This is a genomic window from Heliomicrobium gestii, from assembly GCF_009877435.1.
GTDB classification, from domain to species: Bacteria; Bacillota; Desulfitobacteriia; order Heliobacteriales; family Heliobacteriaceae; genus Heliomicrobium; species Heliomicrobium gestii.
Window position 1 is genome coordinate 85,654 of record NZ_WXEX01000012.1, and the last position, 23,654, is coordinate 109,307.

The 23,654-nt window shown below is 58.0% G+C and carries 21 protein-coding genes; 9 read left to right on the top strand and 12 right to left on the bottom strand.

Annotated elements, in window-relative coordinates:
* Positions 1-17 precede the first annotated feature (17 nt).
* The 9 genes from GTO89_RS13540 to GTO89_RS13580 form a co-directional block, all read right to left on the bottom strand.
* Positions 18-929 carry an NUDIX hydrolase gene (locus GTO89_RS13540; protein ID WP_161262626.1) on the bottom strand — a complete coding sequence of 304 codons (912 nt, stop codon included), beginning with the start codon at positions 927-929 and terminating at the stop codon, positions 18-20.
* Positions 926-2,890 carry a coiled-coil domain-containing protein gene (locus tag GTO89_RS13545; protein WP_161262627.1) on the bottom strand — a complete coding sequence of 655 codons (1,965 nt, stop codon included), beginning with the start codon at positions 2,888-2,890 and terminating at the stop codon, positions 926-928. Before GTO89_RS13545 ends, GTO89_RS13540 begins: the two co-directional genes overlap by 4 nt.
* 257 nt (positions 2,891-3,147) lie before the next feature.
* A complete protein-coding gene (locus GTO89_RS13550; RefSeq protein ID WP_161262628.1) occupies positions 3,148-4,260 on the bottom strand; it encodes an HD-GYP domain-containing protein in 1,113 nt (370 codons plus the stop codon).
* A 296-nt stretch (positions 4,261-4,556) separates the two neighbouring features.
* Positions 4,557-5,747 (bottom strand): ABC transporter permease, encoded by a 1,191-nt coding sequence (locus tag GTO89_RS13555; RefSeq protein WP_161262629.1) that lies wholly within the window; start codon positions 5,745-5,747, stop codon positions 4,557-4,559.
* The gene (locus GTO89_RS13560; protein ID WP_161262630.1) at positions 5,744-6,433 is read right to left on the bottom strand and encodes an ABC transporter ATP-binding protein; all 690 of its coding nucleotides are present in this window, start codon (positions 6,431-6,433) and stop codon (positions 5,744-5,746) included. The genes GTO89_RS13555 and GTO89_RS13560 overlap by 4 nt, the downstream gene beginning before the upstream one ends.
* Positions 6,430-7,743, bottom strand: a complete 1,314-nt coding sequence (locus tag GTO89_RS13565) for an efflux RND transporter periplasmic adaptor subunit (protein WP_207708932.1) — start codon at positions 7,741-7,743, stop codon at positions 6,430-6,432. The genes GTO89_RS13560 and GTO89_RS13565 overlap by 4 nt, the downstream gene beginning before the upstream one ends.
* A gap of 112 nt (positions 7,744-7,855) precedes the next feature.
* Entirely contained in the window at positions 7,856-9,178 is a 1,323-nt protein-coding gene (locus GTO89_RS13570) for an amidohydrolase (RefSeq protein ID WP_161262632.1), read from the bottom strand.
* A 334-nt stretch (positions 9,179-9,512) separates the two neighbouring features.
* A complete protein-coding gene (locus GTO89_RS13575; protein ID WP_161262633.1) occupies positions 9,513-12,485 on the bottom strand; it encodes a DEAD/DEAH box helicase in 2,973 nt (990 codons plus the stop codon).
* Between the two features lie 13 nt (positions 12,486-12,498).
* Complete coding sequence (locus GTO89_RS13580; protein ID WP_161262634.1) at positions 12,499-13,767, bottom strand: hypothetical protein; 1,269 nt, start codon at positions 13,765-13,767, stop codon at positions 12,499-12,501.
* 245 nt (positions 13,768-14,012) lie between these two features.
* Here GTO89_RS13580 and GTO89_RS13585 point away from each other — a divergent pair, with 245 nt between their 5' ends.
* The 9 genes from GTO89_RS13585 to GTO89_RS13625 all read left to right on the top strand — a co-directional run bounded on the left by GTO89_RS13585 (position 14,013) and on the right by GTO89_RS13625 (position 19,483).
* Positions 14,013-14,552, top strand: coding sequence for a nitroreductase family protein (locus GTO89_RS13585; RefSeq protein WP_161262635.1), 540 nt, complete (start codon positions 14,013-14,015; stop codon positions 14,550-14,552).
* 253 nt (positions 14,553-14,805) lie between these two features.
* Positions 14,806-15,030 carry a DUF1659 domain-containing protein gene (locus GTO89_RS13590; protein ID WP_161262636.1) on the top strand — a complete coding sequence of 75 codons (225 nt, stop codon included), beginning with the start codon at positions 14,806-14,808 and terminating at the stop codon, positions 15,028-15,030.
* Positions 15,031-15,090: 60 nt separating this feature from the next.
* Positions 15,091-15,315: a DUF2922 domain-containing protein gene (locus GTO89_RS13595; RefSeq protein WP_161262637.1), complete on the top strand. Its 225-nt coding sequence runs from the start codon at positions 15,091-15,093 to the stop codon at positions 15,313-15,315.
* Between the two features lie 83 nt (positions 15,316-15,398).
* On the top strand, positions 15,399-15,551 hold the full coding sequence (locus tag GTO89_RS13600; protein WP_161262638.1) for a YvrJ family protein: 153 nt from the start codon (positions 15,399-15,401) through the stop codon (positions 15,549-15,551).
* A gap of 337 nt (positions 15,552-15,888) precedes the next feature.
* A complete protein-coding gene (locus GTO89_RS13605) occupies positions 15,889-16,830 on the top strand; it encodes a methyl-accepting chemotaxis protein (protein WP_161262639.1) in 942 nt (313 codons plus the stop codon).
* Positions 16,814-17,059, top strand: a complete 246-nt coding sequence (locus GTO89_RS13610; RefSeq protein ID WP_161262640.1) for a FeoA family protein — start codon at positions 16,814-16,816, stop codon at positions 17,057-17,059. The genes GTO89_RS13605 and GTO89_RS13610 overlap by 17 nt, the downstream gene beginning before the upstream one ends.
* Complete coding sequence (locus GTO89_RS13615; protein WP_161262641.1) at positions 17,056-17,277, top strand: FeoA family protein; 222 nt, start codon at positions 17,056-17,058, stop codon at positions 17,275-17,277. Before GTO89_RS13610 ends, GTO89_RS13615 begins: the two co-directional genes overlap by 4 nt.
* Before the next feature lie 15 nt (positions 17,278-17,292).
* Entirely contained in the window at positions 17,293-19,173 is a 1,881-nt protein-coding gene (gene feoB / locus GTO89_RS13620) for a ferrous iron transport protein B (RefSeq protein ID WP_161262642.1), read from the top strand.
* Between the two features lie 85 nt (positions 19,174-19,258).
* Positions 19,259-19,483, top strand: a complete 225-nt coding sequence (locus GTO89_RS13625) for a hypothetical protein (protein WP_161262643.1) — start codon at positions 19,259-19,261, stop codon at positions 19,481-19,483.
* 573 nt (positions 19,484-20,056) lie between these two features.
* Here GTO89_RS13625 and GTO89_RS13630 read toward each other — a convergent pair.
* The 3 genes from GTO89_RS13630 to adh all read right to left on the bottom strand — a co-directional run bounded on the left by GTO89_RS13630 (position 20,057) and on the right by adh (position 23,556).
* The gene (locus GTO89_RS13630) at positions 20,057-20,734 is read right to left on the bottom strand and encodes a hypothetical protein (RefSeq protein ID WP_161262644.1); all 678 of its coding nucleotides are present in this window, start codon (positions 20,732-20,734) and stop codon (positions 20,057-20,059) included.
* A gap of 29 nt (positions 20,735-20,763) precedes the next feature.
* Complete coding sequence (locus GTO89_RS13635; RefSeq protein ID WP_161262645.1) at positions 20,764-21,771, bottom strand: DUF1858 domain-containing protein; 1,008 nt, start codon at positions 21,769-21,771, stop codon at positions 20,764-20,766.
* A 264-nt stretch (positions 21,772-22,035) separates the two neighbouring features.
* Positions 22,036-23,556, bottom strand: coding sequence for an aldehyde dehydrogenase (gene adh / locus GTO89_RS13640; RefSeq protein ID WP_161262646.1), 1,521 nt, complete (start codon positions 23,554-23,556; stop codon positions 22,036-22,038).
* Positions 23,557-23,654 lie beyond the last annotated feature (98 nt).

Here is a 23,654-nt window from a genome sequence, read left to right on the forward strand (position 1 = left end):
GGGGTATGCCGTCTTTCTTACTGCTCATCGGCGTTCCAATTGGGGTTGAAACGAAAAAACTGGGCTGGTCGATGTGCCGCATCGGTCTTTTTTTGATTCGTCTCGATCACCATCGGCGCAATCTTCCGGCGTAAGTCAGCTATGCCAATTTCCTTGCCTAAAATCAGTTCGTAGACCTGCTGGAGTTCCTCTAAAGTAAACCGTTCGGGCACAAGCTGAAAAGCGACATCTGTCCACTCGATTTTTTTCTTCAAATGGTCGATGGCGTAGAGGATGACGGCGGCGTGATCAAAGGCGATCCCGTCGCGCTCGATCACTTCTCTCTCAACGCTGACATATCGTCCCTGTACGGACTTTGTCACCTTCACCAGGGCCGAGACCTGATCGACATCGCTTTCCAGGCTCACCCGTTGAAGGCTCTCCATGACGTATCCCTTGTCCTGTTCTACCCTTTTTGCCAGTTCTTCTTTGGTTTTGACGACATACCACCGCGCATCGGAAGCGTCGTCTCCAGCCTCGACGCCGAGGTTCGATGAGTCGACAAGACTCACATAGGATGTGCTGATGATGCGTTTGCGCGGATCCCGTTTCGGATCGCCCCAGGTGTAGAGTTGTTCCAGGTATAGGCCTGCTACCTTCGTTTCTTCCTCCAATTCGCGTCTCGCCGCGTCATCAAGACTCTCCTGTTCCCCGACAAAGCCGCCGGGAAAGGCCACGTGGCCGATATAAGGGTGATCGGCCCGCTTGATCATGAGGAGTTTCAGTTCTTTTCCGGGGACTTTTCGTTCATTCTGTTCTGCTTCTGAAGTAACCGTAAAGACCAGCACATCGACGGTGACAGAGGGATTCTTATACTGATCGGGATTGTAGCGATCCAAGAACTCCGCTTCTGTCAACCCTGCTTTATTCCGTAGCGGAAAAGGATTCATCGCCGCCTCCCCAACCGGAATCCATGCCGTAAAAACTCGACGGCCTTGCCCAGCAGATCATCGGTCTGTTCCTGCTCGCTCGATTCACCAGGCTGCCCTGTTTGCAACTTACCCGACTCGTCAACGGGATAGGGCCGTGAGCCGTCACCGGCATCCCCTCTCAGTCTCGCCATCGAAGCATCGGGCAGTCCGGCGACAAAGTCAGATACATCGCGGCGAGATGGCCGTTCGTCCACATTAGGCTCTCCTCCGCCGCCTGCCATGGGCGACTGCCGCACCTGCCGCAACTCCTGGCGCATGCTCTCCTGTCCCTTTTGCAGCTCTTCCCGCAGGGCTTCCGAGTGCTCCAACTGGGCCCGGGTGATCTCCAACTCATCACGCAGGGATGTGAGCAGCGCTGGCGAGCAGGAATCGATGAGGTCGTGAAGCCCTTTGACTTCCCGCTGAAGGCGCTCCAACTCCTCTTTGATGAGCAGATCGTGAATCTCCTCGTAGAGGCGGGCCTTGCCGACAATCAACGCTTCCTCCGGCGACCGGGGGCGTCCTTCCGGCGGCGCGTCGAGTTCCTCCCGAAAACCCAGGCGCCCCTTCAACTCGCGGTTCTCCTGCTCGAGCAGGAAGAGAAACTCCGACAACTGTTCGCGCCGCTCCTCCGAGCGTCCCAGTTCCATCTCTGATGTAGACGCCTTCTGGCGCAGTTCCTCCAGCACCAGCGGTTCTGTCTCCTCTAGGCGGGCGAGCAGTCGCTTGTTTTCAGCCTCCAGGCGGTCCCGCTCCTCCTCGACGAGCATGCGGCGGAACTCCTCTTTCCGGCGGACCTTCTCCACCTCGGCGGCCACATCGGGCGGCGCCTCCGGCACGATGCCGCCGCCCTCCAGCAGGGATGCCTTGCGTTGCAGGTCGTCTCTTTCTTTTTCCAGGTCAAACAACTGGTTGAGGGCAACCCGCCGGCGCTCTTCAGAGCGCTTCAGTTCCCCCTCGATCTGGTCGAGGCGCTGTTCCAATTCTTCGACGCGCTGCGGACTGGCAGCGGCCAGCTGCGCCGTCAAGTCGCTGTTTTCCCTGCGCAAGCGGCTCAACTCGGAGGCGAAACGGGAACGATCCTTCTGGGTCTGATCCAGGACGGCCTCTTTCAGCCGCGTCGTCTCACGGGGTCCCTTCCAGATGGACCAGCAGCGGCTGACGATGCGCTGCACGGCCAGATGCGGGTTGTCCAGCCACTCGTCGACCCGCCAATAGCCGAAGGGCTTCACCTTGCAGTCGGGCTGGACGAGAATGGTGTACAGGCCGTTCTGAGCGAGCGCCCGCAGGACGGCCTGGTCGTCAAAGAGCAGAAAGTCATCGGCCTCCTGCTGGACGAGCAAAAGGAACTGTCCGCCGGCGCGAGCGGCCTTTGTAATGGCTGAGGCCACCTCATCGGCCTTGTTCATGTCAGCCGTATGCAACCGCAGTTGGAAACGGCGACCTTGCTGCAGTTGGTGGCGGAGTCCCAGCAGGGCCGCATCTTTTTCGCCGATCACCATGTGAACCCGCACCGACCCGCGCGCCGCGTCAACGGGCCACTCTCGCCGGGGCCGGCGCCCCAGCAGCCCTTCAGCTGCCATGCCTTTCGCCCGCAAGCGCCGCGGCATATCTCCGGCGGCGATCGGTTCAAGGTTTTTCACCTGCAGCCATTCGAGCCGCTTCCCTCGCTTGCTCGAAGGCCAGACGACGGGATGGCCCACGGCGGTGACGACCATGCCCGGCCGGAGGCGCGACGCCAGGTTCTCCGGCACCATCCAATACATGGTGCGGCCTTCCTCGTCCAGAACCGACCAGAGGCATGCCTGGCCGATGGGCATCCGTTCGGTCAGCAACTCGGCTTTGACCCGAAACTCCAGTCCGGCCAGGGCTTCTTTGGCTTCTTTCCCCAAGGTATGATTCAAGCCGTCAAAAAAGGCGCGGGCCGTAAAACGCTTCACCTGTTTTCGCTCACCTTTCTGCCGGTTTCCCTGATCAAGGCGCTATGTCTGCTGTTGCGCCTCGCGGTTTTACTCGGGCTTTCCCTGCGATCTTTCGCTCCTTCAGCCCCATCTGCTTCCTTGTCTTTTCCACATGGGGCCGGGCTTTCCCTGCCGGATAAAAAAACCACCTCTGTTTAGAGGCGGCTTGGCGCGCTCCTTCCTGCCACCAAAAAGGAAAGAGCGACACTGATGGCGGATCGGCGATCGGCTCATTTTTAGCTTCCGGGAAGGATCTCCTGAAGGGAGAGTTCCTTTTCGTGGCGCAAATGCACCAGGTAAGGGCTGACCACTTTGCGCCCGAAGGCGTCTTGGGTGACCAGCACAGTCGGTTGGAGGGGCGAGCTTTCCAAGAAGTCCACCACATACCCTTCGTCACCGGTGCTGAGGCGAACCCGCATGTGCAGCAGCAACTCCCGCAACCGTTCGATCAACACGCTGACGATATGCAAGTCAAGGTGACTCCTCGATTGCCGGCAAAGGATGTCGACGGCGTGCAACTGGTCCATGGAGGCGCGGTGGGGCCGTTCGGCCGTGAGCGCCGAAAACACGTCGGCGACGGCGACGACGCGAGCATAGAGATGAATCCGGGGATAGCGCAACCCCTGGGGATAGCCGGTCCCGTCGCAGTGCTCGTGATGCTGAAGGACGCAGTACAACTGGGCGTCCGTCAGATCCATGCCGGTCTCTTGAAAATATTTCACACCGAAGACGGGGTGCTTTTTGATCATCTCAAACTCTTTGCCATTGAGCGCGCTCTTTTTGTTGAGGACGCTGCGCGGGATATAGATCTTCCCCACATCGTGGAGGATCGCTCCGACGGCCAGTTCTTCCAGCTCCTGCCTTTCCATGCCGAGGTTAAGGCCGATCAGGATGGACAGCAGGCAGACATCGACAGAGTGGTGCAGGGTATAATCGTCAGCCTCCCACAACCGGTTCAACCGAAAGCCGACCTTCTCGTCGTGAATGACCGATGAAACGATATCGGCCGCCTGTTCCTGGACCGCCTTCTGATTGAAGACATGGCCTTCCCGGATGTCCAGGAAAACATCGCGCACCGTCTCGATCGCGGCGTGATAGAGATGAGCGGCTTCCTGATTTTTTTCCTGGAGCAGTTGGGCGGTCTCCTCGCCGTCCCCTTTCGCTTCAGGGGAACTCCGAGGTCTGGGAGCAGATGCTTTGTCGACGAGAAGACCAATTTCTTCCCATTTGCGAATTTGCGCAAAAAGCCGCTCGCTGACCTGGGTTCCCCGAGGAATCAAGAGGTGTCCCTGCAGGGAGTAGACATCCTGGCGCAGCACGTCGCCAACGCGGTACTGTTTTGATAACATCTCAACGAATCCCCCCAGAACGTGTCGATCGATCATCCTACCCTGTTTCCGATCTCTCGTTCTGTCACCGTTTTTCCATTTTATGCTTAGGGCAGAAATAGCGTCTTTTCCAATTTAAACAATCAAGAGATTTTTCACAATATTGTTTATTTCCATTAAAATCCGGATATCCCTGCTGAGACGCAAAAAAAAGCGCCGAAGTTTCAACACCGGCGCCGAAGGACTTAGATTCCTTATTCGGTATAGATTCCTTTCATGGACTCTGTCTGCTTGATTTACAGGGGTAGAGCCGCCCGCTACTCGTAACGAAGCGCCTCGATCGGATCCAGTTTGGCCGCCCGGTTGGCCGGGTAGAGGCTGAAGAAGATCCCGATCAGGCTGGAGACAGTGAAGGCCACGAGCAGCCCTGTCCAGGAAAAGGGGGCGTCGACACCGACAAAGTGGGCCAGCGCCCAACTGCCGCCGATGCCCACAAGGGCGCCGAGACTGCCGCCGAAGAGACAGAGGACGACGCCTTCCATCAAGAACTGAATGAGGATGTGCCGCCGCTCGGCGCCGAGCGCCTTGCGCAGGCCGATCTCCCTCGTCCGCTCTGTCACCGAGACGAGCATGATGTTCATGACGCCGATCCCGCCCACCAAGAGGGAGATGGCGGCCACACCGGAGAGGATGCCGGCGATGACGCCGGTCACCTTGTTCATATCCCCCATCGTTTCCTGGATGCTGTTGACACGGTAATGGTCTTTCGTGTGGTGGCGCCGGTTGAGCAGGCTTTTCGCCTTCTCCGTGGCGGCCGTGACGTCGCCCTCATCGCGGGTCGCCGCCTCGATGGAAAAAATGCGAGACCGGTCAAAGGCGAACTGAGCAAAGGTGATCGGCACGTAGGCTGTCAGATCCCGGCTTTGATCGAGGGCGAACTTATCCTGCTGATAGACGCCGATAATCGTGACCGTGCTGGCTTCTAACTTGACGGGCAGGCCCACCACATCGGTGTGGCCAAAGAGTTCTTTCGCCAGTTCCTTGCTGACAACGGCGACAGCCCGTGTGCCCGAGGCATCAGAGGCGTTGAGGGAACGCCCCTGGACGAGCTTCAGGTTTCGCTGGATGGAAAAGTAGGACTCGTTGACACCGTAAACAGAAGCCCGCTTTTTCGCTTTTTTCCCCTCAATGATGGTCTGAAACTGGTTCATCGGGCTGACATGGCTGAGTTCGGGAATCAGTTCCTTCAGGGCGGTCACATCTTCCATGGTGATGTCATCAATGTCGATGTCGGTGGTCTCATCGTTCCAATTCGGATAGATGGTGAAGGAAGTGGAACCGAACTTCTGGATCTGCTGCTTTAAGTAACTCTGTCCCGCCTCGCTGACGGTGATGACGGTGACCACCGCCGCAATGCCGATGACAAGCCCCAGGATCGTCAGGCCGGAGCGGAGTTTGTTGACACGGATCCCCTGCAAAGCGACCTTGAACAGTTCGAGGAGATTCATTCCGCCTCCCCCTTTCGCTGGGTGACGCGGCCGTCGCGGCAGGTGACCACCCTTTTGGCGTAGGCGGCGATGTCCGGTTCGTGGGTGATGATGATGATCGTCGTCCCCTCGGCGTTGAGTGCCTGGAAGATGTCCATGATTTCGATGCTGGTCTTGGAATCCAGGTTGCCTGTGGGCTCATCGGCCAGGAGGAGCAAGGGCCGGTTGACGAGCGCTCTGGCGATGGCAACGCGCTGTTTCTGTCCCCCTGACATTTCGTTGGGTTTGTGACGCATCCGCTCGGCCAAGCCGACACGAGTCAGCGCTTCTTCCGCCCGGCGGCGACGCTCCCTGGCGCCGAGACCGGCGTAGATCATGGGCAGTTCCACATTGGACAGCGCGTCGATGCGAGGCAGCAATTGAAAGTTTTGAAAGACAAAGCCGAGTTTTCCGTTGCGGATCCGGGCCAACTGACGGTCGTCAAGGGTCGCCACATCCAGGCCATCCAGGAGGTAGCGTCCCACCGTGGGGCGGTCCAGGCAGCCGAGGATGTTCATCAGCGTCGATTTGCCGGAGCCGGAAGGTCCCATGATGGCCAGGTAGTCGCCGGCATAGACGGATATGTTCACGTCTTTAAGAGCTTCCACGGCGACGGCGCCGGTCTGGTAGGTCTTGCCGACCCCTTCCAGGCACACGGAGGGGATCATCCCTTCACCCCCTGGCCGGGCGGGCGCACATTGGGCGGCAGGATCGTGACGGGCGTCCCCTCGAGCAAGTCCTCGGGCGGGTTCAGAATCAATTGATCACCGGCCTGAATGCCCGATTTCACTTCCACCATTATGTCGTTGGCCTTGCCGGTCACGACAGGACAGATGACGACCTTGCCATCGCGAACAACGAGGGCTTCTTTTCCGTTCCGTGATTCGCGAATCGCTTCATGGGGCGCCGTGAGCACCTGGGTCAGATGAGCCGCTTTGATGCGCAGATCCACATTGGTCCCCGGCCGGCCGACGCCCTCCGGGTTGTCCACTTCAACGGTGACGGGAACGGTCGTTTTTTCGGTCTGTTCTTTTTCCTTTGTCACCGCCTGAGGCGCGATGACCGTCACATTGCCGTTCAGTTGCTTGTCGCCCAGGGCCGGCCCGGTTACCTGAGCGGCCATGCCGATCCCGATCTGCGGGAGGTCAGCCTCACTGACATCGGCCTTGATCTTCAGCCGGTCGGTGCGACCGAGGACGGCGATCTTCGTCTCCGGCGCGATATAATCGCCGGGATCGACAGGGACCTCTAGGACCATGCCATCCATGGGCGCTTTGACGGCGCACTCATCAAGGTCGCGGGCCGCCGTCTCCCAATCCTGGCGTTTCAGCTGGATCTGGGCTTCTTTCAGTTTGATATCGGTCCCCAAGTCATTCGTCTCAATCGACTCAAGGTGCAGTTGATCGTTCCGGTATTGGGACGCCGAGTCCTCATAGGTATGTACAGCCTCATCGAGATCCTTTTTCGCGGCCGCGCCGCTGTCGAAGAGCGCCTGGGTGCGGTCGAGGTTCCTCTTGTTCAGTTCCATCTTCTTGCGGCTTTGCTCGGCTGTCTCTCGGGCTTTATCCCGCTCGTACAGGGCAGCCTGGCGGCTTTTGTCCAGGTTGAGTTGTTCCACTTGCAGGTTGACGCGGGCGTCCGATTCTTTGCGGCTCATGTCCTCTTTGTCGATCAGTGCCAGCACATCGCCGGCCTTGACCGTCTGTCCGGCTTCCACAAAGACCTTGACCAACTTACCTTTCACCCGAGCGGTGATGTTCTCCTTCGCATAGGGTTCGATTTTGCCGGAGACGACGACAGATACCTCCAAATCGCCTGCGGAAACCTCCCGTGCGCTCACGGGAACACCGGAGAGTTTTTGAGCCGGTCGCAGGGCCGCCCAGCCACCGCCTGCCACAGCGACGACCAGGATCCCTGCGATCAAGCGTTTGCGTGTCTTTCCGATTCCTTGCCAACGGGTTTTCAGTGACTGCAACAAGATGCCGATTCCTCTCTCTATTGATTTCTTTCTGGGCTTGATCAGCGACTCGAACATGTAGGAGCCGCTCCGTTGGAAGAGCCGCCCCTTCTCCTCCCTTGGGGTCGATCGATCACAGCGGAATCACCCGACGCGCCGCTGCCGCCGCCTCGTCGAGCACGTCTTTTTCGTCCATGGTCAACAGCCGTCGGTTGCCCATGACGACCTTGCCGTCGATCAGCACGGTGTCCACGTCAGCGCCGTTGGCGCCATAAGCCAGCAGGGCGCAAAGGTCGTTTTGCGGGAACAGGTGCGGTTTGTTCATGTCGATCAGGATGAGGTCAGCCCGCTTGCCCGGCTCAATCGTCCCGATTTGATGGTCCAGCCCCAGCGCCCGGGCGCCTTCGATGGTGGCCATGCGCAATACCTGGTACGCTGTCAGCGCCGTCGGATCGCCGGTGCGGTTTTTTTGGAGCCAGGCGGCCGCCTTGATCGTTTCAAAAAGATCGAGTGTCGTGGCGCTGCCCGCCCCGTCGGTGCCCAGGGCGACCGTGACGCCTTTGTCGCCCAGTTCGAGGACGGGCGCGACGCCACAGCCAAGCTTTAGGTTGCTGACCGGGTTATGGGAAATGCCGCCACGCAGCCCTTTCAGGAGGTGGATGTCGTCGCGGGACAGGTTGACGGCGTGGGCCAGCAGGACATGGTGTTCGGCGAACAATCCCAGATCAGCCAGGTAGCGGACAGGCGATTTGCCATAGCGATCAAACATCTGATCCACTTCCTCCACCGTCTCCGAGAGGTGGATATGGACGGCCGCCTGCAATTCCTTCGCCAGGGCCATGACGGCCTGCAACTTGTCGGGCGGGCAGGTGTAGGGGGCATGGGGACCGACCATGGCGGTGATCCGCCCGTCCGCTTGGCCATGCCAGTTGTCGAAGAGCCGGCGGGTGGCCTCCATGCGCCGCTCAGCTTGGTTGTCGATGAAAAGCAGCCCCTGGCAGAGGGAGGCCCGCATGCCCGAATCGCAGACGGCTCGGGCCACATCGTCCATGTAAAAGTACATGTCGGCAAAGGTCGTCGTGCCTGATTTGATCATCTCCGCCGCCGCCAGCATAGCGCCGGCGTACACGGCGTCGCCATCCAGTCGCTCCTCGGCGGGCCAGATCTTCTCGCTCAGCCACTCCATCAGGCGGAGGTCGTCGGAATAGCCGCGAAAGAGCGCCATCGCCGCATGGTTGTGGCAGTTAATCAATCCAGGCATGACGATCATTCCCGTCGCGTCGATGACGGTGACGGCGTCAGAGCAGTCAAGGGCTTGATTCTCGGCAACCATGCTATCGCTCGGGCGGATCGCCTGGATCAAGGAGCCTTCAATGCAGATATCCCCCTCCAGGATCTGCGGCGTCTCTGTCGCCATCGTCAAAATCCGCGCGTTTTTGATCAGGATTTGGTTCAACCGATGCGCCTCCCTTTCTCAGCTATTCACCACCAGAACGCTCCAGCCAAAAGCGCCCTAATCTTTAGACGCTTGAGCGAGCAATAAAGTTACAAAAAAGCGCCTCCTCCATCCTTTATTTCATCAAACTTGACTTAACGATTGCCCCACCTTAACTTAATTCTTCCTTAATTTTTCATTAAACTCTCCTTAGCTTCTCATCAACCGGTGGATCCGATCGGCATTTACCCAAAAAGCCCACAAAAATGCCCTCCCGCAACGCCCTGTTGATGATCATCGGACGAGGGGGAGGGCAGCTTTTTACTTTGCGATTAGCTCGGCGATCACTTTTCCGTTACTCCCGCCCTACCCACTCACGGCGCAGGGCGAAGATCTCGCGAAGCTCCCGCGTCGACAGTTCGGTCACCCAGGCCTCGCCGTTGCCGACGATGCTGTCGTTGAGGCCCTGTTTGCGTTCGAGCAGTTCGTCGATGCGTTCCTCCAGGGTGCCCAAGGTGATGAACTTGTGAACCTGCACATGACGGAGCTGACCGATCCGGTACGCGCGATCGGTCGCCTGGTTTTCGACGGCCGGATTCCACCAGCGATCGAAATGGAAGACATGGTTGGCCGCCGTCAGGTTCAAGCCGAAGCCGCCGGCCCGCAGGGAGAGGATGAGGATGGCAAAGTCATCGCGGGACTGGAACCGCTCGATCATATCATCGCGGCGGGCTTTCGGGACGCCGCCATGAAGAAACTCCGCCCGCTCGCCCAGTTCCTGCCTCATGCACACCTGAAGCAGCCGGCCCATCTCAACGTACTGGGTGAAGATGAGGCATCCATCGCCTTCCTGCCGCAGTTCCTCGATCATCTCCAGCAGGCGATCCACTTTGGCTGAACGCCGGCGAAAATCGCCGGGCGTTTTCTCCTTGAGCAGCAGGGCGGGATGGTCGCAGACCTGTTTCAGGCGAGTCAACGTCTTCAGGATCAACCCCCGCCGGGTTATCCCCGTCTCTTCGTCGATTCGCTCAAACAACTCGCCGATCACATTTTCATAGAGGGCCGCCTGCTCCAGCGTGAGGGGCAAGAATTCCTTCGACTCCTGTTTATCGGGCAGATCCGGTTCAATGGCAGGATCGCTCTTCACCCGGCGCAGGAGAAAGGGGCGGACCAGCCGGCGCACCTGTTCGGCCGCCGCCGCCTCCCCGTCCAGCCCGGCCGTATGGGCGAATTGGCGCAAAAACTCACTGGCGCCGCCGAGATAGCCGGGGTTGAGAAAATCCATAATCGACCAGAGTTCGGACAACCGGTTCTCCATCGGTGTTCCCGTCAGGGCGACACGGTGACGGGCGGTGAACTGCCGGACAGCCATCGATTGTTTCGTATACACGTTCTTGATATTCTGGGCTTCATCGAGGCAGAGACAGTCCCATCGCAGGGCGCCCAGATCCGATTCATCGAGGTGCGCCAATCCATACGTGGTGAGCGTCAGATCCGCCGCCGCCACGGCATGGGTGAGCGCTTCTCCCTTGGCCCGCTGAGGGCCATAGTGCAGGTAGACGCGCAGGGACGGCGCAAAGGCGGCCAGTTCCTTCTGCCAGTTGCCCAGCACCGAGGTGGGGCAGATCAGCAACGACGGGGTCGGCCTTCGGGATTGTGACGCTTGCTGCGATTCCGCCGCCTTGATCTGCAGCAGATAGGCGATCCACTGGATCGTCTTGCCGAGGCCCATATCATCGGCCAGGCAGCCGCCAAAGCCAAAGGGGCGCAAAAACCACAGCCAGGACAGGCCGGCGCGTTGGTACGACCGCAGGTGACCGCAAAAACCGGGCGGTTCTCCCAACAGCGGCCCCGCCGCCTGTTGGGTGAGTTGTCGCGCCATTTGGGCCAGCTGTTCGTTCAGTTCCACTTCAAGAGACAGCCGCTGAACCGAGTCTGTTTCCGCTTTGGCCGGATCGAAGGGGCTGAACGCAGCGCTGCCGTCAGCAACAGCGGTTTTGTCGAATGAATCATCGTCCGAAAGCCCATCCCCGGCAGCAGGATGAGAATAATGCAGCCGCAAGACTTCAGCGAGATCCATTTCCCCGCCTTTGCGGTTCATCACTTTGAGCGCCTGGCGAACCAGAGCCGGATCCAGTTGCACCCAACGACCACGGATGCGCAGCAGACGCCGGTTTTGGCGGGCCGCCTCGCGAAACTCGGCCTCGGTCAGTTCCGTCTCCCCTACGGCCAGTTTCCAATCGAAATGAACGAGGCTGTCCATGCCCACAAAAGAGGCTTCCGTCTCGCCCGGCATCGATCGCGAAACCGCTTTCAGGCGCAACCCTTTTTTCTTCAGATCCTCCCACCAGCGGGGCAGAAGGATCCGCTCACCGGCCTGAGCCAGGCGGAGGCTGTCCTCGGCGAGAAAGTTCCAGGCTTCCCCTTCGGTCAGTTCCGCCTTCAGCCTCGGCGCTTTCGGCGCCTGTCCGTCTCCCTCGCGCGAAGATTCGTCATCACGGCCCAACCGGGGCGCGACAGACAGCCATTTGCGCACCGATCGCCCGATCCGTTCGGCGTAGGGCTGCCACGGCGCCGGCAGGACAGGGGCAGCGTTGGCCTCTGCCAGCGCTACGGGGATCTCGATCACCCCGGTCGGATCGTCACGGTCAAAGAGGACGACCTGGAGGCGCCAGGCCTCATCCATCTCCGGCTCACGAAGACGCAGACTGACGACAAAAGGCGTCCGGTCCGCCCTCCAGCCGATCGCTTCCAACCAGTCGGCTTCATCGAGAAAAGGGCCCTCCCGTGGATAATCGGGATGCAGCATCGGACAATCGCTCACCAGTTGCTCCCACCGCAGGCGGGCGGTCAAGTCGTCGGAAATCTGCGCTTCCACGAGCAGACTCGTCCATTCACTCAGATCGGCGAGGGCGATTCCCGTCCCGCCACCGGAATCACCGGCAGCCAGATCAAGGCAGAGGCCTTTTTTTCCCTGTCGCCATGACCGGTAGTCTGGTTGCCACCGCTTTTCCGTCAACGCTTGATCGACTGCGGGGGCCAGACGCTGGAGCGCCCGAATCTCGGGAGACCAGTCCCAGTGAAAAAAGTCGCTGGCCGGCGGATTCAGCAAAAAATCCAAGGCCCTCTGCGGCGGCAAGACCAGCCCTATGACCCCCTCCCATTCCTCCACATCGACGAAAGAGCCGTAAAATGAAGGTCTATGGTCTGCAAAGAGGCGGAATTTCCACTCCTGCGCCCGGTCAAAGGGATCGTTGCCATAGTCAAAAGGGCGGTCTCCCCATAGAAAAAATCCCTTGCCAGGGATCCATCGGATAGATAGGTTCATCGCTTGCACCGGATCATCGCGAGATCAGCGTTCCTTTCCGCAACTCTTCCATCAAGGCTCGGAGACGGCCGAAGCGGCCCGTCAGTTCTGCCATAAAGCGTTCCCACTCGCCGCCGCGGCTCAGGCGCAGGTAAATCCGGTTCAGCCCTTTCAGCAGTTCCACCGCTTCCCGGTAGGCGACGCGGTTTTTCCGGCCGATGCAGCGCATGGCCTGCTGGTGATAGAGCGGCAGGAGCAGCGCCGGATCATGGGCTTCGACGAGGCGCAACACGTTGCCGTCGATCTCGTGAAAGTCGGTCCCGTGCTGGATCCATAACTGCGCCCAATCGCGGTAGAGCTTGCGCTCCACCAGGTAGTGGCTGTAAAGACGGCGGCTCCGGGGAAGCCACCGCCGGAGAACCTCGATAAACTCCTCCTGAACGCCACAGGTGTGGGCCACTTCATTCCAATAGAGGCAAAGGGACTCATAGCTGGCCGTGTCCGCTGTGGCCGCATAGGGCACGAGCCAGCGCAGCCAGGCAATCAGCCGTTCCCAGAGTCGAAAGCGACTCAGCCCTTCCAGGTAAAAGCGCAAATCCCGAACAATGGTGAAGCGCGCCTTTTCGCTCAGCCGATTGAGCCGCATCCGCGCCCCTTCATCGTCATCAGCGGCAATGGCGAAATGGGCGCGCGCCAAAATCGCTCGATCCCGCACAGCGGCCGGCGTAGACGCCTTTTCCAGGATCACGTCCAGCCGCTCCGCCTCTGCCTCCGCCCGTTCTGTGTCAAAGAGGCGCATCCAGAGCAGACGGAAGATATACAGCCAATCGACGCCCCATGTCGATGACGAGGATAGGTACTGCCAGCGAAGCGTCTCGGCAGCGGCGTCGATGATCGGAACGTCCGGCGCCACCCATCCCTTGTTGCCGATCTCCACGAGAGAAGCCGCCAGTTCTTCCGCAATCCCCTGAATAAAGTCTGTGGAATAAAAGCGCCCTTCCAGGCGGTTGGATTCTTCCATCCGACTGAGGAGATACAGGTGCCCATGCAGGCGGAGCCAGGCGACAGACGCCGGGGGCCAATGGGCGCTGCGGGCCACCACGGCCTCGATAAACCGGTCGTAACGCGACCAGGCCTCTGTCGACCCAAAGGCGAGTGCGTGATGGCCGCCTCTCCGAAAGGCCCGGTCAAATTCCTGTTGAAAAAAAGCCTGCCAGTCTTCGATCGGTCCCGTCGGTTTCAGCCGTCCCACAGGCCGTCGCGCCCGGGACGTCGCCGACAGAGACGGAGACGATGGACCCATCCCACATCCCCCCTTTCCCCGCGTGCCGGTTCCGTTTCAGTCATATCACTTTATGATAGCATATCCGGAAGGCGCAGATACACTTTTTGCGACGAATTATCGATGGCGACGGGAGCGCGGTGGAAAAGAACATTTCCCGAGAAACAAGGTAGGCAGGACTGGCCCGATGAACACCGAATCATGTATGGAAAAGCACCAACCCATCAATGAATCACGCCGAAAAAACGACTATAGGAGGGGTTCTCTTGTCCATACTGCCTGCCATCGTCCAACGGGAAAGCAAACGCGCCTATCTGCCGACGCCCGTGCCTGCCGAAATGGTGGCTGAACTGATCAACGCTTTTCGCTGGGCGCCGTCTTGCCGCAACTACCAACCCTGGCGGTTGATTGCCGTCCAGTCCCGCGAAGGCGTAGACAAGCTGGCGCCTTGTCTGGCCAAGGGGAACGAGTGGGCCGCTGCCGCGCCCCTCGCCATGATCGTCTATGCGAACCCGAAAGACGACGCCACCATCGATGAAAAACCCTATTACCTCTTCGACTGCGGCTTGGCGGTGCAGAACCTCCTGCTCCAGGCGACAGAACTGGGCCTGCGCAGCCATCCCACAGCCGGTTGGAGTGAACCGGCGATCCGCGCAGCCTTTGGCATCGGCGAAGAGGAGCGGGTCGTCTGTGTCGTCTTTCTCGGTTTTCCCGGGACGGAAGATTTGCTCGATCCCGAAACCAAAGCCAAGGACGCGGCGCCTCGCCACCGCAAACCAGCCGACACATGGGTGACTTTCGCCTAAGTCGGATCCAAAACAGCCCTACATAGGCCCCTCGCGGATTTCTCGCTGCTGACAATGGTCGGCAGCTTTTTTGTTTTTCGGACATTGGGTTCCCATGGAATCCTTCGAACGGAAAAGCTAGACGGCGCATTCGAACGTATGTTCGCATTGTTTTCCTCTCCTGACCGCTATCCAGGTTTGTCCAATTCCCACCTTCTTGGTAAGCTGTAACCGTAGCAGCTGCGAACACATGTTCGAAAGGAGGTGGTCAAGAATGGCCGTCAGCAAAAACCCTGTCAACGCCAGCCTGCGTTTGGTGACACAGACGGGTACCACTGCCAAAGGCGAACCTAAGTTTCAAAACCGGGACTTCAAAGGCTTGAAACCGTCGGCGACAGACGAAAACGTCTTCGCCGCCGCCGAAGCCCTGTCTGGTCTGATGAGTCTCCCCGTCAGCCGGATCGCCCGCGTCGACATGAACCAATTGGTGGAGGCCTAATCTCCCGCAGCGCTCGATGGTTCGATAAGCCCTGTTCGAGAAGAAAGGAGGTGATGAAAGATGGCTTCCAAAGAGACGCTGGAACTGGTCTTCACCAACCAACTGGGCCGGGAAGTAGTCCTGCGGGTCAAGGATCCAAAATCGGATCTTACCTCGGCCCAGGTGACGGCAGCGATGGACCGAATCATCGCCACGAACATCTTCACTACCACGGGCGGCGACCTGATCAACAAAAAAGACGTCCGACTCGTCTCATCCAATGTGCAAGACCTGTGGAACCCCTAAGCAGTAGCCCCCTCCTTTCGACGCTGTTTCAAAATGACCCCGTTACACTCGCCGTCCACGCCTGACATAACGGAGGTGTGCACGTGGAGGCCCTTCTCCAATCCGTCGCCAACGTGGGTTTTCCTGTAGCCCTTGCCGCCTACTTACTGGTTCGCATGGAAGGGAGACTGGAAGCGCTCACCGGCGCCATCAGCGAGTTGGCCAAGATGGTGGAAATCCTCAAGGAACAGGTCTGACCGGCCTCTCATACGTCCCTATTCGCCCTCCTTTCGCCTTGCGCGACAGGAGGGCTTTTCCGTTTCCCATTAAAGTGCATCCCGACGCAAATGAAAATGTTTCTCATTTATTTAAGCTCGCCTATGCTTCCGTCTGAGCGAGCTATTTGGAAATAAACGCCGGAGAATGGCTGTCATTTCAATTGACAATGATTTTCATTCTCTGTTAAATTTCAACGTAGTGAAGCGGCACAGCGATCCGCTTCGGGGCTTCGGACGAAGGGAGATGACACGTTTGGGCTTATTCCAGGGCTGGTTTACTCCAAAAACAGGGCCTGATTCGGAGCCAGTTGAACCAGTGACCATTTACCGGGATCGCCCCCCGGCATGGCTGAATGAAGAGATGGAACGATTGACGGCTCAGGTTCAGGAAGCGTTGCGCAGCAGCGGCGATTTGATTACCGCAGGCGAGGAAGCGCAACAGCAGGTTGCTGAGGCGAACGAAACGGCCTTATGCAGCCAAGGAATGGTGGACGAATTAAATCGCCATGTCCAAACTGCCCTTTCCGAGGTGAGCGAGGCGCGCAATTCCCTCAATCAATCGAGGCATCTCGCTGTCGACGGTGCGGATAGGCTGCATAAAGCCGGGCAAGAACTTACAACTATTCATAGCCGTGTTCAAGAAGCGGCGGCGATTACAACCGATCTTCAAGATCATGCCCTTCAACTGAACGGCATGATCTCGGCCATCGACATCATCGCCGGTCAGACGAAACTGCTCGCATTAAACGCCACCATCGAGGCAGCCCGCGCCGGCGAAGCCGGACGGGGCTTCTCTGTTGTCGCCGAAGAGGTGGGCAAACTGGCGTCCAAGAGCCGCGAGACGGCGCAACAGGTGTCGGCGGCGTTGCGACAGATCCAGCAGAACTCCTTCCATGCCGCTCAGGTCATGTTCGAGGGCTCCCAAGGTATTCACCAGGGGCTCACATCTGTCAACCAGGTGCAAGCGACGCTGCATTCTGTCGTCGAACAAGTCGCCAGTTCCGTCGGCCGATTGGAGCGTTCCCACGAAAACGTGCAGTCTCTCGATTTGGGCATCGGCGCTGTGCAGCAGATCGCCCAGGAGGTGGCCGAGGTGATCGCTCGCTGCGCCCACACGCTGGGAGATTCGATAAACGTCTCCCAACTTCAGGGTCAGGTGATGGAACAACTCCTGCAAATGCTGCTTGATGTCCAATCGCGCTGCCAGCATTGTCCGATTCATACCAAAGGGGATGAACAAAATGCGCTCTCCGCTTAGCAGCGTCAACCAGGGTCGGCGGGTGATCGTTTGTCAGATTGAGGGGTGTCCCAAAACCAAACGCCATCTCGAAGAGATGGGCCTCATTCCCGGGACGGCGATCTCCGTCTGCCAGACCAGCAACGGCCCGGTGGTGGTGGAAGTGCGGGGCAGCAAGATCATGCTGGGAAAAGGCCTGGCAGATAACATCAATGTGATACATTGCGCGGAAAGGGAGGTCGACCGGTGAAAACCCTCAAAGATATCAAGCCGGGTCAATCGGCAGTCGTCGACAAAGTGATGGTCACAGGAACCGCCAAGGGTCGTCTGATGGCCATGGGCGTCTTGAAAGGCGCCACGATCCGAGTGGTGAAAGTCGCCCCGCTGGGTGATCCCATCGAAGTGCAAATCCGGGGATACAACCTCTCCTTCCGCAAAGCGGAAGCCGAGCAAATCATGGTCATATAGGAGGGATGCAACGTTATGTCTGCCATCACCATTGCCCTCGCCGGCAACCCGAACACCGGAAAAACCACCTTGTTTAACGCCCTCACCGGCGCCCACCAGCATATCGGCAACTGGCCCGGCGTCACCGTGGAAAAAGCCATCGGCCAGCTGAAAAAAGAGGATAAAACCTTTACCATTGTCGACTTGCCTGGTACATACAGCATCAGCGCTTATTCCCTGGAAGAAAAAATTGTCGCCGATTATCTGCAAAAAGAAAAACCGGATGTGGTCGTCAATGTGGTCGACGCCTCCAACCTGGAGCGAAACCTCTATCTGACGATGCAGTTGATCGAAGCAGGCGCACCTCTGATGATCGCCTTGAACATGGTCGATGACGCCAAACAAAAAGGCATGCAGATCGATATCGAATCCCTCAGTCGATGCCTTGGCGTCCCCATCGTGCCCACCGTGGCGTCGCGCAAAGAAGGGTTAAAAGACCTGGTGGAACGCTTCAGCCCGGCCATCGCCACCGCCAAAGCACAGCAGGCTCCTGCCCTGTCCGATTACCTGGCCCTTGCCGAATCCCTGCGGACAGCCAACGATGAAGACAGCCTGATTGAAGGGCGGTACCACTTCATCTCTCAGGTATTGGAGCAATCGGTGCGCATCGATGGCCCCCAGGAGGAGTCCTTCAGCAACACCCTCGACAACATCTTGACCCATCGCGTGCTCGGCATCCCCATCTTTTTGGGCATTATGTATCTCATGTTTGAAATCGCCTTTTCCTGGATCGGCAAACCGTTGCAAGACTTACTTGATGATTGGATCAGCGGTCCCGTCAGCGATTTTGTCTCTGAATCCCTCGTCTCTCTCGGCGTCGCCGACTGGCTGCAGTCCCTCGTCGTCGACGGGATCATCGCCGGTGTGGGCAGCGTCCTTGCCTTCGTCCCCCTGATCTTCACGCTCTTTTTGTTTATCTCTATCCTCGACGGTTCCGGCTATATGGCTCGCGTCGCCTTCATCATGGATCAGGCCATGCGCAAAATCGGTCTCTCCGGCAAGGCCTTCATGCCCATGCTGATCGGTTTCGGTTGCTCCGTCCCCGCCATCATGGGCGCCCGCGTCCTCGATTCAGAGCGTGACCGCCGCGTTGCCGCCCTGATCGCGCCGCTCATGTCTTGCAGCGCCCGGTTGCCCATCTACGCCTTGTTCACAGCTCTGTTTTTTACGGAAAACGAGACACTGATCATCTTCTCCCTCTATGTGCTGGGCATCGCACTGGCGATTTTGATGGGTATACTCTTCAAGAAAACCATCTTAAAAGGGGAATCGGAACCCTTTGTCATGGAACTCCCCCCCTATCGCCTCCCTGCCTTGCACACGGTTTTGATCCAGACCTGGGAAAAGGGCAAGGGCTTCCTGATCAAAGCCGGCACGATCATCTTCAGCATGTCCGTCGTGCTCTGGTTCTTGAGCAACTACAATTTTGACGGACCGGCAGAAATGCAGGACAGCTTCCTCGCCGCCATCGGCGGCTTCATCGCACCGCTCTTCACCTTCCACGGTTTCGGCTCCTGGGAAGCCGGCGTGGCCGTACTCACGGGGATCCTGGCCAAGGAAGCAGTCGTTTCCACCCTCGGCATTGTCTACGGTATCGGCGAACTGTCGGGAGACGCCGTCGATGCGGCAACTCAATTGATGCCGGTGGCCCAGGTCCACTTCACCGCCCTGTCCGCCTATGCCTTCATGGTCTTTACCCTCATCTATACGCCCTGCATGGCCGCCATGGCCACACTGAAAAAAGAGCTCGGTTCCTGGAAATGGACCCTGCTGGGCGCCGTTTATCCCCTGGTCCTGGCCTGGCTGGTGTCGCTTGTCGTCTATCAGGTCGGTCTGTTGCTCGGATTTGGAGGTTAATGTTTTATGTTTAGTGGATTGGAGGTTAGTTGGCTAGAGGTTCGTGGGTTAGTGTGATCTTGGGGTTCGGTAAGGAGGGAGTAGCATGGAGATCATCACCGCTTTTCTGACAACAGCGATCCTTGCCCTCGCCATCGGATGGCTGACAGTCCGTGGTTTTTACCGGGAAGCGCAAAACCTGAAAAAAGGCACCTGCGACTGCGCCTCAGGAGGTTGTGGAGGCACCGGGGGTTGTGGAGGCTGCAGCGGAAATTGCGGTTGCAGCAGCGCCGAAGCCGCGATGGAACCTGCACTGAAGAAAACGCCGTGACGGCGAAAAGCAAGGCCCCCACAGATTTAACATCGCTGTCTTGGCTGTAAAATAGGTGATATACAAGTACACCGCTTTCGGGCTTCATTAGACCTGAAAGCGGTGTTTTCTTTATGTTTGGTACCACGCATTCGGACAATCGTTACGGTTCTGAAACTAGATCATCCACAGCGCCGCTATGATCGGACCAACTACTGGGACGCAACCAGTTAAGAAGCATTTGGAATCGTCATATCGACTGTTGGATCAACTGGATGATCAACTCATCGAAATGGCTCGGTGGTTGTTCATCTCCTATGATCAATTGGATCGTTTAGTGCTCAGCTATGCCAGCTTGGCATAGTTTAAAATCGTTCTGATGGCAGGGGCAACGTTCCCGAGATCTATCTCTATGGATTTCAGTTAAAACGAAGAGGCGGCATTAAACGACCGAAATAATAACATAGATAGAAAAACGTCATTCCGGGGTTCTGATCACAACCCGGAATGACGTTTTTCTATTCATTTTTGAAGATCCTCGACCAAGGTTAGAATAAACTGTCTACTGAGGGATTAGGACATCCAAATACGTCTTCACTGACTTCCTCCGCCTGCAATCTCATGACGATTCTGCCGATCGCCGCGCACGGTGTCTGCTGTCTGCCGGTACGTAAAATCCGGATTCACCGCTTCGACGAAGGCGCCGATCCAAAACTGATACAATCGCTTCATAAACGCCTCATCCACGCCTGCTTTCCGCCAGTTCCCCTCTTGCAGGCAGATCGTCGTCTCCCAACAGACCTTGTCGCTGCCGTTTTCAGTGACCATGTCAGCCTGGTCGCAGGGCATGCCGTTGAGCAGGTAGTTGTTCAGCAGCTTGTAGACCTGATCGGCGCCGTTGACAGGGGTGACGCTTTCTTCTGCCGCCTTTTGACCGCAGGCTGCGCCATGTTCGCGAAAGGCGCTCTCCACGGCTTCCCGTCCACCTTCGCCGCAGGTCTCGATGAGCGCCTTGATCAGCGCCGCTTCCCGCGTCTCGGCGATGGTGATCTGCCGCTGGAGCCAGCCATGAATGTTTCCTTGGTCGATCAGCGTTTCCAAGGCCACATCGGGCAGGGGTTCCCCGTAGGTCTGCCAGGCCTGGGCGCGCAGCTCTTCCGCCGTATCACTGCACAGAGCCGCCGCTTTCTCATAGACCCATTGTTCACGCTCCACCACTCGGCGGATCTTGTTGTACAGCCAGTAATGAATCGGTCCCAAAAATGCGCTCATCGTTGCGCCTCCTCTTTTTTGTTTCTCCCTTATTTTCCTTGATTTGTAATGCAATTGTTGAGGGCTTGCAGCAGTGTTTCAAGATCGATGCCGTGAATCTCCGCTGCTTTCGCGATCGGCTCTCCCTTGGCCGAGGGGCATCCGAGACAGCCCATGCCGAAGGAGCGGAGCAAGGGAATGGTTTCCGGATACAGTTGGATGATGTCGTTGACAACGCTCTCCCTTTCGATCGGTTGGCCTGGCGCCAGCGACCCTTGCGGGATAGCGCTTTCGCTTTCACTTACCCCTTGGGAACCATGCCCCGCTTCGCGGACAGTCTCTCTATTGAAGCCACTCTCTGCTTCGCATTCATTCGCTGTTTTTTGTTGACTCTCTGCTTCATAAAGCGCCAGCACTTCTGTCGAAAAACGCTCCCAGCCGATGCGGTCGATGAAGGCGCCAAGCCGCTCGATCTCCCCGTGCTGCTGGTAGTAGCGGACGATAACGGCGACCAGGGACAGCACCTCTTCGTAGGTCAGGTCGGCGCGCAACTTCTGCGCCAACCGGGGATGGGCGCCGCAGCTGCCGCCCACGTAGACGTCCCAACCGCTGTCCGTGCCGAGAAGGCCGATGTCTTTGATATGGACTTCGGCACAGGAGTTTTGGCAGCCGGCCACGCCGATCTTCATGCGCGAGGGCATCTCTTTTTTGTGGTACAGACGATCCAGTTCGAGACCTAACTTGATGCTGTCTTGTTTCCCCCGCTTGCAAAAAGCGATGCCCGGGCAGATCTTGATGCTGCGCACACAGTTGGCAAATCCCATGGCTGGTTGCATCCCTAAGTCTGCCCAGACATGTTCCACCTCTTCCGCCTTCAGCCCGGTGATCATGATCCGTTGGGCCGAGGTCAGCTTCAGCACGCCGCCGTACTTTTCGGCCACGTCGGCATATTTGCGCAGGATCTCCGGTTTGACGAATCCCCCCGGCAGGTGAGGGGTTATGGCATAGGTCCGCTTCCCGTTGCGGATTTTCTGCAGATTAGCGCCTGTTGGGATCACATGGATCCCCTCCTTCCCAAAATCCAAGCCTGTTCTTTGATTTAATTATAAGTTACTTAGTAAGTTATTTATGTGATCGAAGTCATACTTTTATTTTCTTGATGGAAATTTCGTGAGTTGCGCCGATGACACATTCTCGTTGTCAAAGGAAAAAGCCGCAGTTGGCTCTTGCCACTGCGGCCGGAACGGAAATTCGATTTTGTTCAACCACTCCCGTTGATTTGTTCAAACGGCGTCCACAGCGGATCAACTTCCGGAGATCTTCTAGAAGAAACCGAGCGGGTTTTCGCTGTAGCTGACGAGCAGGTTTTTCGTCTGTTGATAGTGGTTCAGCATCATCTTGTGGGTCTCCCGGCCGATGCCGGACTGTTTATAACCGCCAAAGGCCGCATGGGCGGGATAAATGTGATAGCAGTTCACCCAGACTCGGCCGGCCTTGATGCCGCGCCCGATCCGGTAGGCGGTGCTGGCGTCTCTCGTCCAGATGCCGGCGCCGAGACCATAGGGGGTGTCATTGGCGATTTCCAACGCCTCCGCCTTGTCTTTGAAAGTCGTGACCGAGAGAACCGGCCCGAAGATCTCTTCCTGGAAGATGCGCATTTTGTTATGACCCTGAAAAACCGTCGGCTGGATGTAATAGCCTCGCGCCAGATCGCCAGTGAGGTGGTTGCGGTCACCGCCACAGAGCAAGGCAGCGCCTTCTGCTTTGCCCAGATGAATGTAAGATAAGATTTTTTCCAACTGTTCAGCCGACGCTTGCGCGCCGATCATCGTATCCGTGTCAAGAGGGTTGCCCTGTTTGATCGCCTGAAGTCGCGCCATCGCCCGCTCCATAAACCGTTCATAGATGGACTCCTGGATCAACGCCCGTGAGGGGCAGGTGCACACCTCGCCCTGATTCAGGGCAAACATGACGAGCCCTTCCACCGCTTTATCCAAAAAGGTGTCATCGTCGGCGCAGACATCCTCGAAGAAGATGTTGGGCGACTTGCCGCCCAGTTCCAGGGTGACCGGGACGATGTTTTCGGCGGCATACTGCATGATCAAGCGGCCTGTCGTCGTCTCTCCCGTAAAGGCGATCTTGGCGATGCGAGGGCTCGACGCCAGGGGTTTTCCGGCTTCCAGTCCAAAACCGTTGACGACGTTCAGAACGCCGGGCGGCAGCAGGTCCTGAATGAGTTCCACCAGGCACAGGATCGATGTCGGCGTGTGTTCAGCCGGTTTCAAGACGACACAATTGCCGGCGGCTAGGGCAGGGGCCAGTTTCCATGCTGCCATCAGGATAGGAAAGTTCCAGGGGATGATCTGTCCGACCACCCCCAGGGGCTCATGAAAATGATAGGCGATCGTGTGATCGTCAATCTCGGAGATCGTGCCTTCCTGGGCGCGAATGCAACCGGCGAAATAACGGAAATGATCGATGGCCAGGGGGATATCGGCGGCAAGCGTTTCCCTAACGGGCTTGCCGTTCTCCCAGGTCTCGACGATGGCGAGCTTTTCCAGGTTTTGTTCCATCCGGTCGGCGATCCTCAACAGCAGGTTGGCCCGTTCCGTCACCGAGGCGCGCCCCCATTTTTCTGCCGCATTGTGGGCGGCGTCAAGGGCCAATTCTATATCCTCGGCATTGGAGCGAGGAACACGGCAGTAGACTTCTCCGGTGACGGGCGAGATGTTGTTAAAATACTCCCCATTGACAGGCGGCACCCACTGCCCGCCGATATAGTTCTCATACTGCGCCTTGAAGGTCACCTTGCTGTCCGGCTGTCCCGGGAAAGCGTAAATCACTTGGATACCGCCTTTCGCTCTGTTCTCCAGCCCTCGCTGGGTCTGGGTTGGCTAAATTATCAGGGAAAAGGCGCATTAATGTCAATACTATTCTGAAT

Excerpts from the sequence above, each read along its gene's own strand:
- GTO89_RS13540 (WP_161262626.1), bottom strand. The coding sequence starts at position 929 with ATGAATCCTTTTCCGCTACGGAATAAAGCAGGGTTGACAGAAGCGGAG.
- GTO89_RS13550 (WP_161262628.1), bottom strand. The coding sequence starts at position 4,260 with ATGTTATCAAAACAGTACCGCGTTGGCGACGTGCTGCGCCAGGATGTC.
- GTO89_RS13555 (WP_161262629.1), bottom strand. The coding sequence starts at position 5,747 with ATGAATCTCCTCGAACTGTTCAAGGTCGCTTTGCAGGGGATCCGTGTC.
- GTO89_RS13560 (WP_161262630.1), bottom strand. The coding sequence starts at position 6,433 with ATGATCCCCTCCGTGTGCCTGGAAGGGGTCGGCAAGACCTACCAGACC.
- GTO89_RS13575 (WP_161262633.1), bottom strand. The coding sequence starts at position 12,485 with ATGAACCTATCTATCCGATGGATCCCTGGCAAGGGATTTTTTCTATGG.
- GTO89_RS13580 (WP_161262634.1), bottom strand. The coding sequence starts at position 13,767 with ATGGGTCCATCGTCTCCGTCTCTGTCGGCGACGTCCCGGGCGCGACGG.
- GTO89_RS13590 (WP_161262636.1), top strand. The coding sequence starts at position 14,806 with ATGGCCGTCAGCAAAAACCCTGTCAACGCCAGCCTGCGTTTGGTGACA.
- GTO89_RS13595 (WP_161262637.1), top strand. The coding sequence starts at position 15,091 with ATGGCTTCCAAAGAGACGCTGGAACTGGTCTTCACCAACCAACTGGGC.
- GTO89_RS13610 (WP_161262640.1), top strand. The coding sequence starts at position 16,814 with ATGCGCTCTCCGCTTAGCAGCGTCAACCAGGGTCGGCGGGTGATCGTT.
- feoB (WP_161262642.1), top strand. The coding sequence starts at position 17,293 with ATGTCTGCCATCACCATTGCCCTCGCCGGCAACCCGAACACCGGAAAA.
- GTO89_RS13625 (WP_161262643.1), top strand. The coding sequence starts at position 19,259 with ATGGAGATCATCACCGCTTTTCTGACAACAGCGATCCTTGCCCTCGCC.
- GTO89_RS13630 (WP_161262644.1), bottom strand. The coding sequence starts at position 20,734 with ATGAGCGCATTTTTGGGACCGATTCATTACTGGCTGTACAACAAGATC.